The following is a 16366-nucleotide window of genomic DNA, read 5'->3' on the forward strand; positions in this document are numbered from 1 at the left end:
AGGATTCATTGGTTATACTGAATTTATGAGGGGAACTGTCTTCAGAAAGTGAGGTTGAATGTAGTGAGCCGAAAAGGTTTATGGCGAATACTAGCTGTACTTACCCTAGCTATGCTTGTACTAGCAGGCTGTGATTCAAGTAAAATACTACCAAGTGATGCACTGAATGTACTTGATCCGAAGGGAACCGCGGGTGAAAAAAGCTTAGATTTAATCTATTTTAGTATTGCGATCATGCTAGTTGTTTTTGCTATTGTAATGGCAATTTTTATCTATGTTTTAGTGAAGTTTCGAAAGCGTGAGGGGGTAACCCTAGATCGTTCCAAATACAAGGATCATAATACTGTGTTGGAAATTATCTGGACGGTTCTTCCGATTGCTGCTTTGGTAGCGCTCGCCATTCCGACTGTGAAGTATACTTTCGAGCTTGCTGAAGTACCAAAAGGCGATGATGTGTTGGTTGTGGAAGTGGTCGGTCATCAGTATTGGTGGGAATTTAAATATCCGAAACAAGGATTTAAAACGGCTCAAGAATTACATATACCTGTTGGGAAAAAAGTTCACTTTAAAATTACAGGTAAGGATGTACTTCATGCATTTTGGGTTCCAGCCCTCGGTGGTAAGATGGACGTAATCCCTGGACGTATCAATGACCTTACATTAGATGCGAAAAAGGCTGGTGTCTACCACGGGAAATGTGCAGAGCTTTGCGGAGCAAGTCATGCTTTGATGGACTTTAAAGTAGTGGCAGAAGAGCAAGCTGATTTTGATAAATGGGTTGCGAAGATGTCCGCTCCTCCAGCACCTGTCGTGACAGCAAAAGAAAAACAGGGTGAAGAGATCTATAATAGCTCTTGTATCAAATGTCATGCTGGTATGGATCCAAAAAGAGAAGGCCCAGATTTGACGAAGTTTGGTAATCGTCAGTCGATTGCGGGTGTTCTTAAATACGATGAAAAGAACCTAAAAGCTTGGCTAAAAGATCCGAAATCGATTAAACCAGGTACGAAGATGGAGAAATTCGACTTTTTGAATGACCAAGAACTTGATGCTCTAACGCAATACTTAATGAATCGAAAATAAAACTCCTATCTCGTGAGGTAACAAAGGAGGGACTACCTTGGGTATACTGCTTATCATGATTGTGTTTGGGCTATTTTTTGCGGCGATTTTCACAGGGGGATATAACAATACTCTTATCCAGCGTGCGCGTAAAACAGTAGCTTGGGATTGGCTTACCTCGGTGGACCATAAAAAAATTGGTGTCATGTATTTTATGGCGGGGATCTTTTACTTTGTAGTAGGAGGTTTGGAGGCGCTCTTCATGCGCTACCAATTATTGGTTCCTGGGAATGATGCTTTTGTTGGACGTACCTTTAACGAATTACTTACGATGCATGGTACGACCATGATTTTCTTTGCGGCTATGCCACTGATTTTTGGTTTGATAAACGTGGTTATGCCTCTGCAAATCGGTGCGCGTGACGTTGCGTTTCCATTCCTAAACTCTTTAGGTTTCTGGTTATTCTTCTTCGGGGCGCTTCTAACGAATATGGGATGGATATTTGGTGGAGCTCCTGATGCTGGTTGGACTTCTTATGTACAGTTAGCCTTGAACGAATATAGCCCGGGGCCTGGGGTCGACTATTATGTACTCGGTCTGCAGATAGCGGGTGCAGGAACGACGATAAGTGGGATTAACTTTCTCGTCACCATCTTAAACATGCGAACGAAGGGTATGAGTTTCCTTCGTATGCCAATGTTTACATGGACTTCCCTCATTACTTCTGTGTTGATTATCTTTGCAATGCCTCCACTTACGATTGCTCTACTTTTATTGATGATGGATCGCCTTTTCGGGGCGAACTTCTTCGATCATGTAATGGGTGGTAGTGCGGTACTTTGGGAGCATTTATTCTGGATCTTCGGTCACCCAGAGGTATATATCGTGGTTCTTCCTGCGTTTGGGATTATGTCTGATATCTTCTCGACATTCTCGAAAAAGAAATTGTTTGGTTATAACTCAATGGTATTCGCGACATCATTAATTGGATTTTTAGGCTTCATGGTATGGGTTCACCATATGTTTACAGTAGGGCTGGGACCTGTATCTAACTCCATTTTTGCAGTCGCTACGATGCTCATTGCGATTCCAACGGGTATTAAAGTATTTAACTGGTTGTTTACTATGTGGGGTGGGGAACTAACCTTCCCAGTTGCGATGAAGTGGGCAATTGGTTTTATTCCGACATTCGTAATCGGTGGTATGACGGGGATTATGCTTGCTGCTCCCCCAGCCGACTTCCAATACCAAGATAGCTATTTCGTAGTAGCTCACTTCCACTATGTGTTAATTGGTGGTACAGTATTTGCTCTTCTCGCTGGTGCATACTACTGGTGGCCGAAAATGTTTGGTAAGATGTTAAGTGAAAGACTAGGAAACTGGCATTTCTGGCTTTTCTTTATCGGATTCCATCTAACATTCTTCCCGCAACATTTCTTGGGACTCTTCGGTATGCCGCGTCGTGTGTTTACCTACGAACCCAATGTAGGGTTAGAATATATTAACCAAGTTAGTACTCTTGGTGCGGTTCTCATGGGAATCGGAACCATGATCTTTGCTTGGAATATGGTTCAATCATTCCGTTCGAAAAAGATTGCCGATGCCGATCCTTGGGATGGTCGTTCATTGGAGTGGGCTACTGAAACCCCAGTTCCTTTCTATAACTTTGCACAGCTACCAGAAGTTCGCGGTGTAGATGCATTCTGGCTCGAGAAACAAGCTGGGAATAAGAAGATGACCCCTGCTGAACCGCTAGGTAAGATTCATATGCCGTCTGGTTCTCATATCCCATTCTTGATGTCGTTGGCCCTCTTTGTGGGCGGTTGGGGATTAATTGCTCGTAGTTGGGAAATCGGTGTTATGGGACTGCTGGCATTTGGTGTAACGATGTTCATGCGCTCCTTCGATCGTGATCATGGATTCTATGTAAAACCGAAAGAACTCCTAGATAAGGAGGCGAAAAGTTAATGGCTCATCAACCAGTTGAAATCAAACCGGGGGTTCATCTAGAAACAGCTACTTTTGAAGGTAAAAACAAAGTAATGGGTTTCTGGATGTTCCTTGGTGCTGAAACCGTCTTGTTTGCTTGTTTGTTTGGTACGTACTTAGCACTTCGTAATCAAACCGTAAATGGTCCAAGTGGTGCCGAACTATTTGATCCGATCCTTGTAGCGGTGGCAACAGCGATCTTGTTATTTAGTAGCTTAACCAGTGTTTTCGCCATGATGGCAATGAATAAGCTTGATAAAAAAGGAATGCTTTTCTGGTTAGGAGTAACCGTATTACTTGGTCTCTCTTTCCTAATCCTCGAGATCTATGAATTTGTTCACTATATACATCAGGGTCATACCTTTATGAGTAGTGCCTTTGGTTCTTCCTTCTATGCTTTAGTTGGCACGCACGGTGCGCACGTAACCTTTGGAATCATTTGGATTTCGACTATCATGTACCAAGCTTGGAAATGGGGCATTAATACAGAAACAGCTCCTAAGCTCTTTGTAAGTAGTTTGTATTGGCACTTTATCGACGTTGTATGGGTGTTTATCTTTACGTTGGTATATCTTCTCGGAATGGTGGGATAATGATGGCGGATCAAAATACTTCTAATACCCAACCAACTGAGCACAAACCCGAGAGTAAAATGAAGCATATCGTTTCATTTGGTGCGATGATTTTGCTTACCATCGCAGCTTTCGTTCTTGTACTAAGAGATGTTGTACCAGTGGCTTGGGTACTACCCTTGATGCTTGGTTTTGCGGTGATTCAGGTTCTCCTGCAATTGTTTACCTTTATGCATTTGGATCAAAAAGGATCCCTTTACTATATTCTCTTTATCGCTTTTGGAGCAATCGTAGCAGTAATCTCTGCTGCAGGAATCATCTTTATGCCATAGGTTATCATGATGTTTTAAAGCAAAAAACGCTATTCTTTCTGAAGAGTTATCAGGGGGAATAGCGTTTTTTTTGTGAGTCTTACAGTGGAAATGATTTTGGTATCTAGTTTATGAATTCACCATATGATAAGCGGACATGGCAAGTCGTGACCACATTTGTTCACGAATGGGGCCTTGGATACCTACTTCGTCTAGAGTCTCATTCATACAAGTAAGCCAAGCTTCTGCTCTCTCTGGAGTAATTTCAAAGGGCATGTGGCGTGCGCGTAGCATGGGATGTCCTTTCTTCTCTGTATATAAGCCAGGACCGCCAAAAAATTGCGTAAGAAACATGTATTGATTTTCAATCGTTTCGGTTAGATCCTCTGGAAAGATCGGATCAAGTAGCGGGTGTGCTTTGACTCGTGGATAAAAGGCTTCTACAATCTGGCGGATGGTAGGTGCCCCTCCGATTGCTTCATAGATTGTGGTTGTATTACTCATTTGTGTGTCTCCATTTTTGAAAATGCGATGTCGACTGCTTTCAAGGTTTCTAGAATATCTTCCTCCGTGTGAGCTGTGGTTAGGAACCAAGCTTCGTATTTAGAAGCAGCTAGATAAATCCCTTGTTCGAGCATGAGACGGAAGAATTCACCGAACTTCTCGCTATCTGAAGTTTGAGCTGTATCGTAATCGAAAACTTCTTGATCTGTAAAGTATACAGTAAGTGCTCCGCCAAATCGATTTAGCGTGATTTGTACCTCGTGTTTATTAGCAGAAAAACGAATGCCTTCTTCTAATCGAGCGCCCATCTCATCTAGCCTCTGATAAGTGCCTTCTTTACTTAACTCACGAATGCAAGCAATGCCCGCGGAGATGGAGAGTGGGTTTCCTGCCATCGTGCCCGCTTGGTACATCGGACCCATAGGTGCTACTTTATCCATGATTTCTCTACGACCACCGTAGGCCCCGATTGGAAGTCCACCCCCGATAATTTTACCGAGTGCGGTTAGATCAGGCTCCACTCCATATAAGTTCTGGATTCCTCCGTAGTGGAAACGGAATGCAGTAATCACTTCATCATAGATGACTAAACCGCCTGCCTCATGGACTAACTCATTCACCTGTTCTAAGAACTGAGGGGCAGGAGGGACAATCCCGAAGTTTCCAACGAGAGGCTCAACTAATACGCCAGCAATCTGATCGCCCCATTTCGTCAGAGCCTCTTGTAAAGCGAGGATGTCGTTGTACGGTACCGTAATTACTTCTTGCGCGATACTAGTTGGAATTCCGGCACTATCTGGAATTCCGAGTGTGGATGGGCCAGAGCCAGCAGCAACAAGGACTAGATCAGAGTGTCCGTGATAACATCCCGCAAACTTTAGGATTTTATTACGCCCGGTATAGGCTCGCGCTAGGCGTATGGTAGTCATCACCGCTTCTGTGCCGCTATTTACAAAGCGAATTTGTTCCATGGAAGGGATCGCATTCCGAAGCATAGTAGCAAATTCCACTTCTTTCGAAGTAGGTGCGCCGTATAAAATCCCATCGACAGCGGTTTCCTGAATCGCTTGTGTAACGGCTGGGTGGGCATGTCCTAAGATAACAGGGCCAAACGCCGCTAGATAATCAATATATCGATTGCCATCTTCATCATAAAAATAGGCACCTTCTGCTCGCTTCATGAAAACAGGGGCACCACCACCCACTGCCTTAAAAGAGCGAGAGGGGCTGTTTACTCCTCCTACAATCACATCGAGTGCCTGTTTGTATAATGTAGTAGAATTTATTCTTTGATTCATATGTATTCTCTCCTTCTCCTTGTCATTGTAACGAGAAACAGAAGAAAACGGAAGTCGTAGGCTGTGTTATAATTTCATTGATATATGAATTGTTTTTTGATGATAAAAGGAGAGAGTCAAAGATGCTTCGTAAGTGGATCACCAGCGCTGGATTTGGCTCTGCTAGTGTGGATACCATTTTAGCAGATAACCGCTTTTTCCCTGGGGATGTATTAAAGGGGGAAGTGGTCATTCGAGGTGGAAATACAGATCAAGATATCTCGAAAATTGAACTCGCTTTAGTTGTCCAATATAACAAAGGTGGAAAAAAAGTATCACATATATTTAAAAAGTTTCCACTTTCGGATGCTGTGATGATTGAAGCGGAACAGACGAAACGGGTTCCATTCCAATTTCGAATTCCAGCGGAGATTCCGATGTCGGAGGGACGTTTCCCTATTTTCTTAAAAACCATGTTAGATATTAAATTGGGCGTAGCCCCAACGGATTCGGATCGCATTCATATCTATCCTTCTCCGATCATTCAAAAAATCTTACGTGAAATTGAAGAGGCTGGATTTTTACTTTATAAGATTAGCAATGAATACGATTCTGAGGTGAAGCCACATCCTTTTTATCAAATGTTTCAATTTAAACCGATTGGATCGTTTCATGGATATGTGGATGATTTCCTTGTCATCTTCACCTACGATGAGATTGGCTTACATATGGAAATCGAGATGATTCGTACAGCGAAAGTGCTCACAAGCCAGTTGTACTGGGAGCATAGCAATCCAGAGTCTACCTTACAACTGAATGGGCAAGCTGTACCAGATGATCCACTACATAAGATTCGCAAAATGCTACGTAGCAGAAATAGGAAGGAGAAATAGAATATGTCGATTTTCGGTAAAACATTAGCTAGCATGGGCATTGGAGCTACACAGGTAGATACACGTCTAGAAAAATCAAGCTATCGTCAAGGAGACTTCATTAGAGGAGCCGTTTACGTACAGGGAGGACAAGTGGAGCAGAGAGTCGATGATATTTATCTTTTCTTAGTTGTCCAGTATCATCATGAAGGCAATCATGCAGAGTATGTACTCGACGAGTTCCGAATTACGGAGCCATTCTTCATTGGTCCGAGTGAGTCAAAAGAGATTCCGTTCGAGTTTCAGTTCCCTTATGATGTACCTGTGACCACAGGCGGATGCCCTGTTTATCTGAAAACAGGCCTTGACATCCGGATGGCAAAAGATCCAAGCGACGTAGACGGGATTGAGATCACACCCCACCCGCTCGTGCACCAGATGATTCAATTAATCGAAGAGATTGGATTTGAATTAAGAGGCGTTACAGCCGATTTTGAGCATTATTTCACACAACAACCATTTGTTCAGGAGTATCGCTTTGCTCCGTTATTACGTTTTCAAGATGTAGTCGATCAAGTGGTTGTCGTCTTTACCCCACACGATCATGAGATCGATATAATTTTAAAAGTAGATCGTAAGGCTGTTGATTTGATGACTTCGATGGAAGAGGCACTTGATTTGGATCAAAGAATGACCCGCTTCGTTGTGACTCAGGAGGAATATGAGTCAGGGCAGTTGGCGAGGAAAGTAGAGGGTTTGATTGTGAAGCAGGTTTATTGAGATTTGGCAGTATATTTTGGATGTAATGGAGGGGTAAGATGGATGGATCATTTCTTGTGATTCTCGCAAGCTAGTTGTGAAAAATAGAAAGCACTGTATCCGGGCGTGGATGCAGTGCTTTTCCTTAAGGTTATACGTAATCGTGTAAGAGTGGTCACACAGAATTCCTATTGTAAATACTTCAATAAACGATCTACAAGAGCCTCTGTTACTACTACATTGCCACCTTGGATGAACAACTGATCGACCTTATTATCATTGCTCCGTTGTCCATCTAAGTACTGTTGTACAGCGGTTGAGAACGAGTCTCTTGGAGTGAGAAGCAAGGTGCCTTTATGTTTGGCAGCAAGCGGTGCCCCTAGGACTGCATCGATATGAATGGTGCCAAGTGGCTGAGCAGGGTCATTCTCCCCATTTGCTAGGACGATCGTTCTAGCATCGGTTTGGAACTTTTTCGCTAGCTCAACTCCAGACTCATAACGAGTGAGTGTTTTCCCATCTCCAATTCTCTCTACCGTATTGCCAGGAGCGAGATCGCGTAGTTCTTTTTCTGTGTTTGTAACAACAATCGTAGGGTCATCTACAATCACAAACTTCTTATACTGTGGATATTTTTTGAGGAAGTCTTTCACGTCTTCGTGTAGCCCTGTGTCTTTTGCATAGAGAAGAGGTATCCCTTTTTGAATCGATATATTCATTGCTTGTGTACCTACAGGACCGAAATTGCTACTGGTGATAAGAGCAGTATCTGGTTTTTTACCTAATTCATTCATTTTGTTAGTGAAATACTCAGCAATTTTCGCATTTGTTTGGGCTGGATAAGCTCCAGCTATGCGAACAGGTTTAATTTCTAAATCTTGAATTGTTTTTTCCACACTGGAAGAAATGTTATCCGCATCCCCTAGAATATAGGCTGTCTCGGGCTTTAATCGAATGATCTCTTGCTTTACTGCATCAGGGAGTACTCCATTTTTTCCAGAAGGGGTTAGTAAGATAGGAGCATGGTCGAAATGAGATAGGGCCGCTCCGCCTTTTATATCGTAATAGTCATTATGTCGGGTAATGATAACGGATTTAGCTCCATCTGGATGTAAGGCTTGGCTGGTTTTAATTGCTGTGTCGTATTGATCAGATCCATTGGTTCTAAGGAGACTTGGGCGAACGATTTCCACTACTCGAATGATCGAATTCCCACTTTGGCTCACAGCTTGGAATTGATATTTACTATAAGCAGGTGTGTTTTTTTGAACGCTATAGTGTTCTTGAAAAGCACTGTTAGCCGGAAGATGATGAGCGGAACCGCTTTTTCCCTGCTCCTTAAGGGTTAGTGCAGTGGCATTCGTCGATGTTCCTTCAAACGAAAAGCGTACATCCCGCAGAGCAAGTCGAGAGGACTCATGAATCGGGCTTTCGATAGCAGGTTTGGTTAGTTTGATCTCAGGAAGAGTTGTATCTGGCTTTTCGCTAAAGGATAGCTGGGATAGTGTAATCGAGTAGAGCATCTCTCCCTTTTCTACGACTAGTGCATACTTTCCTGCAGGTAGTGTATTACCCGTTTGATACGTTTTATTTGAACCATCTACAGAAGAAATGAACGCATTCGGTGCTTTGCGCTCTCCGGAAGAAGTTAGGTTAATCGTTCCTTCACTCGTTGTTTCAAATGAATAGTAATGGATTTCTCCCGTACGTAAGTATGCATTGTACGAAATCGGATTCGTATACGGTTTTTGAGTTGTAACCGAATTGGGACTAATGGAACGTTTCTTTCTTGCATTATTTTGCTTTTCTATGCTTTTAAGTCCTTCTTTCCAACTCGAGATATTGGGTTGTGGTACAGATGGCGTATACGAACCCATATCTGTCGAGCGAATAAGCGAGCTTTTCTCTTGGGCAAATGTACCCATAGGGAAACATAATGCTACGAATAAGGTAGCAAGTAAACATGTGCGTAACCCTTTCGATAAACGAATAAACAATTTTTTCATCTCCTATATGTGTCTTTATAACTCCTTTATTAATCTACATGATTATGTCTAGATTAACAATGAATAATATAAATAATAATTTAAAAAAAGGGATAAATCATATATAATCCTAAATGGTACATTTATGAAAAGGAGAAAAAGTAACATAATGAATAAGAAAATCCGAATATGGGTCAGCGTGATTGTTACCATTTTTTTATGGACAACCATGCAACCGCTACCTGCTTATGCGGTAGATTTCATAAACAATGAGTATTACCAATGGCAAATCAAACAGCCATATGCAATGGACAAAGATTCCAATGCCCTTTTATCGTTTTATAAAGAGACCGCGGCAGAAAAAAAAGCGGCATCCAAAACACCAGCCGCCCCTGCAAAAGCGTCTATCGTCAAAGATCAAATTATTGACTGGGGAGAACCGGTTATCACCTTAAACGAACCAACCAAGCTTCACGGTGATGGAGCCGAATTAAGCTGGAGCAAATATACCGGTTCTGGCTTTATCGAATATCAGATACACCGGAGTACCCAGCCTAACTTTACTCCAAGCGAAAGCACCCTTATCGCTCCCATCGATGGAGTGAGTCAGACACAGTATCGAGATACGACCGCCCCGCCATTTCCGGCGCATGGTCCCGGTGAGATGGGCCAAATATTTTATTACATGGTTACAGTGAAAACCACAGATAGTAAAATATTCCCTTCCAAGGAAAAGCAAGTGCAATTACCTAAGGCTGGACTAACCCTACAAGTAATCCGACAAGCAGAGGATACGACCCTATCCAGCGCAAAACCAACTACGAATTTAGATAAAATAGATGGAAAGTCCTTTCTATCCGTAGGGAATATGGGTCCCTACGGAACTACACGTAGTGTAATCAAGTTTGACCTTTCCTCTCTCCCTACCGGAGTAAAAGTATCGAGTTCCTATCTCGCACTCATGAATTCCGAGTTTGAGGAATCGGATGATAAAACACCTACGAAATATGATGTCTATTCACTCGCCAAAGGATTTACCGAAGAGGCTACCTGGAACACCCCATGGAGTCAGCCAGGTGGAGATATTGAAATCGGATCACTCAATGCCATCAGTACAAGCTATACAGCCGAATGGCATCTGTGGAAGACAACGCCTGCCGTTCAAGCATGGTTAAACGGTACGAAAACGAATAACGGATTTTTGCTAAAGTTTCAGGGTGAAGGAGGAAGTGTGAAAGAGCGGACAGCCTTCCATAGTAGCGAATCACCCGATACATCTGTACGTCCGAAATTAATGGTTATCTATAGTACGAAGTCCGCTGCTAATAACTACCATGCCCCGAGTACTCCTTCTTACATGACCTCCGGAGCGGAGTACGTGGTGGACGTCACCTTAACCAATACGACCGAAGAGAAATGGAGTGGCTCTACGGATAAACTTTCCTACCACTGGATTGGACCGGATGGGAAAGAAATAACCAATGCACGTCTGGATAGCCCGCTTCGTCCCGTAGATGAAAAAGGCATCGAAGCCCCGACCCCGATTGATGTCAATCCGGGACAGACGATTAAAGTTCGAGCCAAGGTAAAAGCCCCTGAACTGACAGGAAGTCAGAGTCGCGAATCCTATAGCTTGCGCTGGGACCTATCGAAAAATGGAAAATGGCTCTCACAAGATGCGAATCCAGTAGCCGTACTAGAACAGAAAGTAGCAGTAGAGAAGAAAGGGGAAGAAAAAGGCTTCGGACATAATGCGGCTCATATTAGCGCCTTCGCTAGTGCGGACAGTAAAGTGGGAATCAACGTTTACCAAGGGAACGTCACCTTTTTCTACAAACCCTACTCAAACCCATCTCGAGGATTTGAAACCTATGCCCAGCTTAACTATAACAGTCTTAGTACCACTGATTCCGGTCTAGGAAAAGGATGGTCACTCGGAACCGGATCTGTCGTAAGTATCGGCGCCCCTGCCACCAATGGCGCGATGGTGAATAGCAAAGACGAAATTATCTCCGGATCTGTTGTGGTCGTGGATGAAGAAGGCGAAAGCCACGAATTTACTTGGAATAAGAGTAAGAATAAGTTTGATCCGCCACCCGGGCTTAATCTATCCGTTGAATACATAAGTGGGAAAGATAAGCGGAAAAAATGGGTCTTCACGGAGCAGGACCGAGTGCAATACTTCTTAGATGACAGAGGATACACCAGTGAGATTGTCGACAAAAATGGGAACAAACTCATCTATGAATACGAAGAACGTAAGATTGATAACAAACCGAAACAACTTCTACGCCGAATCAAGGACTCGATGAATCGGGAGACTTTGAAAATTTCATATAACGACCGAAATAAAGTGGACTATATCGATGACATCGCAGGCAGGCGGATGCAGTTTGTCTATGATGACCAAGACAGATTGGTGAAACTGATGGACGGCATTGATGTAGGAAAAGTCGTAAATGTGACGGACTTAAAAACCTACCGATTTGAATACCACCCAACGCTCAAGTCACATATCACGAAAGTGACCGATTCTCGTGGGAATCCTACCACGTTTGAGTACCATACAAGTGGAGATCTAGCGAATAAAGTCACCAAAATGACGAACCGGGCAAAAGAAAATCTTTTTATTGACTACAATGCAAACCAGCGTATTGTAACCGATGCAAATAAAGATCGTCACACCGAATACTCCTTTGATGGAAAAGGTCGCCAAACACAAGTAAGTGTAATCACAAAATCAAAAACACGTACCACCAAATATGAATACGACGACGATGACAACATGATTCGTCTCGAAGAGCCGAATGGTGCGGTTACAACATGGAAGTATAACGAACATGGGCAACCTCTCATGAAGACCGACCAGGAAAACAATGCCTTGTCCGATGCTTCCGCACGAAAATCTACTCTCTATGAATACCAGACGGGAATGGATGGTAGGGTTTCTGAACTTGTCAAAGAGACTTCTCCAGAAGGTAGGGAAGTTCGTTATACCTATGATGCCAACGGGAATATGCTTACGAAGCAAAATTCGATGAGTCTGGGAACAACCTATACCTATTGGCCCGGCGGATTGTTAAAGAGCGCTTCCGATGTGAATGGACATGCTACCATCTCGGACGAGTACGATGCAAATGGATTGGCACAGAAAACAACCGATGCCAAAGGAAATGTCACATGGTCTACCTATGGTCCGCGTGGTGAAACATTAACCACCACCAATCCCAAAGGCAAGCGAATCACCATGACCTATGACATCTATAAACGACTAGAAAAGACCGAAATACCAAAAGATCTGAAGAAAAATGAATATATTACCCAGTTAGCCCCCATATATGACCAAAATGGTAACGTCATTCAAGAAACATCCGCAACCGGAGCGGAAACCTTTTATGAATATGACGCTATGGATCGGGTGATTGAAACCAAACTCCCTTCTGACACCGATACCAAAGTACCCCGTGTGAAGAAGAGTGAGTATAACAACGTTGGGAAACTGATCAAAGAGACCGAGCCAAACGGAAGTTTGACCAAGAATGACGATCAGGACTATATCACGACGTATGAATACGATGATTTTGATCAACTGATCGCCACGACAAACTCGCTAGGCCATAAAATAACCTACGAATATGATGACGTCGGAAACCAGATCAAAACCACTATGCCAGAGGGAATCGCCTCTACAGCAGATGATAAAGATCATACCATCCGGAAAGAGTATGACAAAAACCACCGAGTGGTTCGTGAAATCGATGCGAAAGACCAATACACCCATACGACCTACGATGCCGACGGATTAGTCACTCGTATCAAGGATAAAGATGGGAACAACCTTTATAAATACTATGACCGACGAGGACTACTCAAAGAAGAACGAGTCCCTCATAACGGAAAAGAACTTATCACCAAATACGATTACGACGGTGCCGGGAACCTCCTAAAAGTAGAAACCCCCCGTGGCGTAGCTACTCCGACTAAAGGAGACTTCGTCCAAGAGAAAGTATACGACGAACTAAACCGCGTAACCGAGATCATCTATCCACATGACGGTAAGCAATTAGAACGTCCGAAGATGACCTATCAATACGATGAACTAGGCAACGTAACCGAAGTAACAACCCCAGGCTCCTACGGACAGGTCGATCGCATTAAGACCAAGATGACCTATTATGATACCGGCTGGCTCCGAAGCATCGAAGATCCATTTGGAGTGAAGACCGAGTATCAATACGACGATCTAGGGAAGCAAACCGAAAGAGATATAACAAGTGCTGACGGCAAGCTCAAGCGCGAGATGGGCTGGGCTTATCAACCAGACGGGAAAGTCAAACAACTCTATGACTCAGGGCTGAAATTAAGTAACCTACCGGCACCTTTTTATAAGAAGATGCTTCAATATACGTACGATGCCAACGGAAACCTAGTCGAAACCAGGGACCTAAGTACCAATGCAAATGTAGACAAGTATAAGATGAAGTACAACCATGTGAACCAAGTGATCTCCATTGAAGAATGGAAAAAAGAGAAGGTCACGAAAAAATTTGACTACACCTACGACCGAAACGGAAACCTATTTAACCTCGTCTATCCGGGACAAACCTCGTACTACTATTACGATGCAGTGAACCAAGTCTCGTCGATGATGAGCCAGACCGGAGAAAACGAAGCCCAGTGGACCGAGTACCAGCGTACCCCTTCTGGGAAACTGAAACAGGTAACCCTACCAAACGGTAACCAGACCACCTATAGCTACTACGAAGACCAGAAAACCAAAGAAATGCAAACCAAGAAGCAGGACGGAACCCTGCTACAAAGACATTTCCTCGAGTACAACGAAAACGGTCACCGTACGAAAGACATCACCACCCTCCGCGGCGCAGATAACCAGCAAATGGATACCACCTATCGCTATGAGTACGATGTACGGGATCGTCTCATCAAAGCGGAGAAAGAGGGGAAGCAGAAGTCTTTTGAGAAGTATATTCTAGACGCGAACAGCAACATCGTCGAAAAGAATAAAGACAATCAATTTACCCGCTTCTACTACGACCGCAACCGTCTCACCTCTGAGACCAAAGACGGAGTTACGTCTGACTATCAATACGACTCCATGGGGCGTGTCGAGAGTATCAAAGAAGGCGAGCAGGTCAGAGAACAATACGGCTATGATCCATTCGATAATGTTCGAGAACATATCAAGACCAATAAAGAAACCAAGGACCCAATCAAGACCCAGTTTGCCTACGACTCCCTAGACCGCACTATCGCGAAAGTAGAGCAGGCAGGAACGGACCAGTCTAAGAAGACCAACTTCGATTACCTTGGCACCACTGAGCAAGTGATTTCCGAAGAAGTAGCGGATCAGATCACAAGGTCCTACGTTTACTCCGCGTGGGGCGAACGGATGGCGATGACCAAAGCAGGAGAAAAGCCAGAAACATCGTATTATGGTACTAACACCGATGTGGATGTCGAACTCCTAACCGATGAGAAGGGAAATGTACGTGCGACGTATGGATATTCTCCATATGGAGAGAACGACGAATCCCTCTTCACCGGAGTAGACAAGCCAGATCCGAATAACCCAACTAAAGAGATGTACAACTCTTTCCGTTACAGCGGAAAACGTTGGGACCCGAATACGAAGTCCTATGACCTCGGCTTCCGTAACTACTCCCCAGAGCAAGGACGATTCCTGACGCAGGACTCGTATACCGATGCAGGGAAGTTTAAAGAACTCGTCATGGACCCAAGAAATGCGAACCAGTATGGATTTGCCGCAGGGAATCCAGTTAGTAGTACCGATTTAGATGGTCATATTGAGATCATGATTGAAAACGATGATTTCCCATTGGAGACCTATATCGCTGCAACTGGATCTCATTATTGTCCTTTGAAGTATTGTAGTGATGGGAAATTCAAAAAAGCCACCCCAGACAGAATAAAGAAGGCAAAGGCCCATGTTAACGCATTAGTAAAACGAAATAAGGCAGCGGATAAGGCAGCAGCGGAGCGCAAGAGGAAGAAATCACATCCAACTCCATCGAAGCCAAAATCGCAAGCACCACCAAAGCCGAAACCGCCATCGGCTTGGAAAGCGATCGCACATAATATATTAGATGTGGCAGGTACCTTTGATCCAACGGGTGCAATCGACGCTGCTCATGCGGGATGGTATCTATTCGAAGGCGACTATGAAAATGCCTTCTATACGGGCATGGGCGTATTCCCCGGAGGCGATGCATTTAAAATCGCCAAGAATACTAAAAATGTAAGCAGTACCACTAAAAGGGCCATAGAGGCATCGTGCAAATGCTTCGTAGCCGGAACCCGAATCGAGACAGAAGATGGCGGAAAGCCGATCGAAGAAATCGACATAGGTGACAAAGTCCTCGCCAAGAACGAAGAAACCGGCGAAATCGCCTACAAAGAAGTCGAATGGCTCTTCCAGCGGGAGATAGACGAAATCTACGAAGTCCACATAGGCGGCGAAGTCATCCAGACCACCGACGAACACCCCTTCTGGGTAGTCGGCGAAGGCTGGGTAAGGGCTAAGGACCTCCGCAAAGGCGACCTCTTCGAGACCGATAAAGGCAAGAAGTTAGCGGTTGATAAAATAGTCAAGAAGAAACAGAAAGCAACCGTCTATAACTTCAAGGTGAAGGACTTCCATACGTATTATGTTTCGAATTTGAAGGTTTTGACGCATAATAAATGTTATAGAGATACTTTCTTTGAAGCATATCCAGAATTGAAGGGTAAGGTTGTTGTTCATCATGCTGTTGAACAACAGGCTATGAGAAGATATCCAGGTAAATATACTAACGATGAAATGCACTCTTTAGATAATTTAAGAGGGATTCCTAAGGAAATTAACAGTAGCCTTCATCTCTCAACTATTCGTAAAGAGTGGAATCAATTTTACAAAGCTAATCCCAATGCTACAAAGGGACAACTTTCTGATAAGGCTCGAGATGTTGATGATAAGTACGGTCATCTTTTTAATCCCCCAATTAGGTAGGTGTAGC

Annotated in this window: 10 protein-coding genes; 7 read left to right on the forward strand and 3 right to left on the reverse strand. The window is 43.7% G+C overall.

The features are described from left to right. Positions 1 to 63: 63 nt before the first annotated feature. From coxB to BT147_RS12210, 4 genes are read left to right on the forward strand one after another with little or no spacing between them, the layout of a single operon-like run. Positions 64 to 1083, forward strand: coding sequence for a cytochrome c oxidase subunit II (coxB, locus tag BT147_RS12195; protein ID WP_286119438.1), 1020 nt, complete (start codon positions 64 to 66; stop codon positions 1081 to 1083). Positions 1084 to 1138: 55 nt separating this feature from the next. Further along, positions 1139 to 3031, forward strand: a complete 1893-nt coding sequence (ctaD, locus tag BT147_RS12200; RefSeq protein WP_083426552.1) for a cytochrome c oxidase subunit I — start codon at positions 1139 to 1141, stop codon at positions 3029 to 3031. Beyond that, positions 3031 to 3645 carry a cytochrome (ubi)quinol oxidase subunit III gene (locus BT147_RS12205; protein ID WP_072335751.1) on the forward strand — a complete coding sequence of 205 codons (615 nt, stop codon included), beginning with the start codon at positions 3031 to 3033 and terminating at the stop codon, positions 3643 to 3645. The genes ctaD and BT147_RS12205 overlap by 1 nt, the downstream gene beginning before the upstream one ends. Before the next feature lie 2 nt (positions 3646 to 3647). After that, positions 3648 to 3956 (forward strand): cytochrome C oxidase subunit IV family protein, encoded by a 309-nt coding sequence (locus BT147_RS12210; RefSeq protein WP_072335754.1) that lies wholly within the window; start codon positions 3648 to 3650, stop codon positions 3954 to 3956. Between the two features lie 108 nt (positions 3957 to 4064). Here BT147_RS12210 and BT147_RS12215 read toward each other — a convergent pair whose 3' ends face one another. Beyond that, complete coding sequence (locus BT147_RS12215; RefSeq protein ID WP_072335756.1) at positions 4065 to 4439, reverse strand: globin domain-containing protein; 375 nt, start codon at positions 4437 to 4439, stop codon at positions 4065 to 4067. Beyond that, on the reverse strand, positions 4436 to 5737 hold the full coding sequence (locus BT147_RS12220; RefSeq protein WP_072335759.1) for a glutamate-1-semialdehyde 2,1-aminomutase: 1302 nt from the start codon (positions 5735 to 5737) through the stop codon (positions 4436 to 4438). The genes BT147_RS12215 and BT147_RS12220 overlap by 4 nt, the downstream gene beginning before the upstream one ends. 122 nt (positions 5738 to 5859) lie before the next feature. Here BT147_RS12220 and BT147_RS12225 point away from each other — a divergent pair, with 122 nt between their 5' ends. Together BT147_RS12225 and BT147_RS12230 are read left to right on the forward strand one after the other, a co-directional pair. Beyond that, the gene (locus BT147_RS12225) at positions 5860 to 6609 is read left to right on the forward strand and encodes a sporulation protein (RefSeq protein ID WP_072335762.1); all 750 of its coding nucleotides are present in this window, start codon (positions 5860 to 5862) and stop codon (positions 6607 to 6609) included. A 3-nt stretch (positions 6610 to 6612) separates the two neighbouring features. Then, positions 6613 to 7368 carry a sporulation protein gene (locus BT147_RS12230; protein WP_072335764.1) on the forward strand — a complete coding sequence of 252 codons (756 nt, stop codon included), beginning with the start codon at positions 6613 to 6615 and terminating at the stop codon, positions 7366 to 7368. A gap of 167 nt (positions 7369 to 7535) precedes the next feature. Here the strand turns inward: BT147_RS12230 and BT147_RS12235 are convergent, their stop codons facing one another. After that, entirely contained in the window at positions 7536 to 9344 is a 1809-nt protein-coding gene (locus tag BT147_RS12235) for a cell wall-binding repeat-containing protein (RefSeq protein ID WP_072335767.1), read from the reverse strand. A gap of 157 nt (positions 9345 to 9501) precedes the next feature. Between BT147_RS12235 and BT147_RS12240 the strand changes: the two genes are divergently transcribed. Beyond that, on the forward strand, positions 9502 to 16359 hold the full coding sequence (locus tag BT147_RS12240) for a DNRLRE domain-containing protein (RefSeq protein ID WP_072335770.1): 6858 nt from the start codon (positions 9502 to 9504) through the stop codon (positions 16357 to 16359). Positions 16360 to 16366: the final 7 nt, after the last annotated feature.

Source organism: Thermoactinomyces sp. DSM 45891 (assembly GCF_900119485.1).
In the GTDB taxonomy this organism is placed as follows: domain Bacteria; phylum Bacillota; class Bacilli; order Thermoactinomycetales; family Thermoactinomycetaceae; genus Baia.

What these genes read in the sequence shown, in the direction of transcription:
- ctaD (WP_083426552.1), top strand. Translation starts at nt 1,139, where the DNA reads ATGATTGTGTTTGGGCTATTTTTTGCGGCGATTTTCACAGGGGGATAT.
- BT147_RS12205 (WP_072335751.1), top strand. Translation starts at nt 3,031, where the DNA reads ATGGCTCATCAACCAGTTGAAATCAAACCGGGGGTTCATCTAGAAACA.
- BT147_RS12210 (WP_072335754.1), top strand. Translation starts at nt 3,648, where the DNA reads ATGGCGGATCAAAATACTTCTAATACCCAACCAACTGAGCACAAACCC.
- BT147_RS12215 (WP_072335756.1), bottom strand. Translation starts at nt 4,439, where the DNA reads ATGAGTAATACAACCACAATCTATGAAGCAATCGGAGGGGCACCTACC.
- BT147_RS12220 (WP_072335759.1), bottom strand. Translation starts at nt 5,737, where the DNA reads ATGAATCAAAGAATAAATTCTACTACATTATACAAACAGGCACTCGAT.
- BT147_RS12225 (WP_072335762.1), top strand. Translation starts at nt 5,860, where the DNA reads ATGCTTCGTAAGTGGATCACCAGCGCTGGATTTGGCTCTGCTAGTGTG.
- BT147_RS12230 (WP_072335764.1), top strand. Translation starts at nt 6,613, where the DNA reads ATGTCGATTTTCGGTAAAACATTAGCTAGCATGGGCATTGGAGCTACA.
- BT147_RS12240 (WP_072335770.1), top strand. Translation starts at nt 9,502, where the DNA reads ATGAATAAGAAAATCCGAATATGGGTCAGCGTGATTGTTACCATTTTT.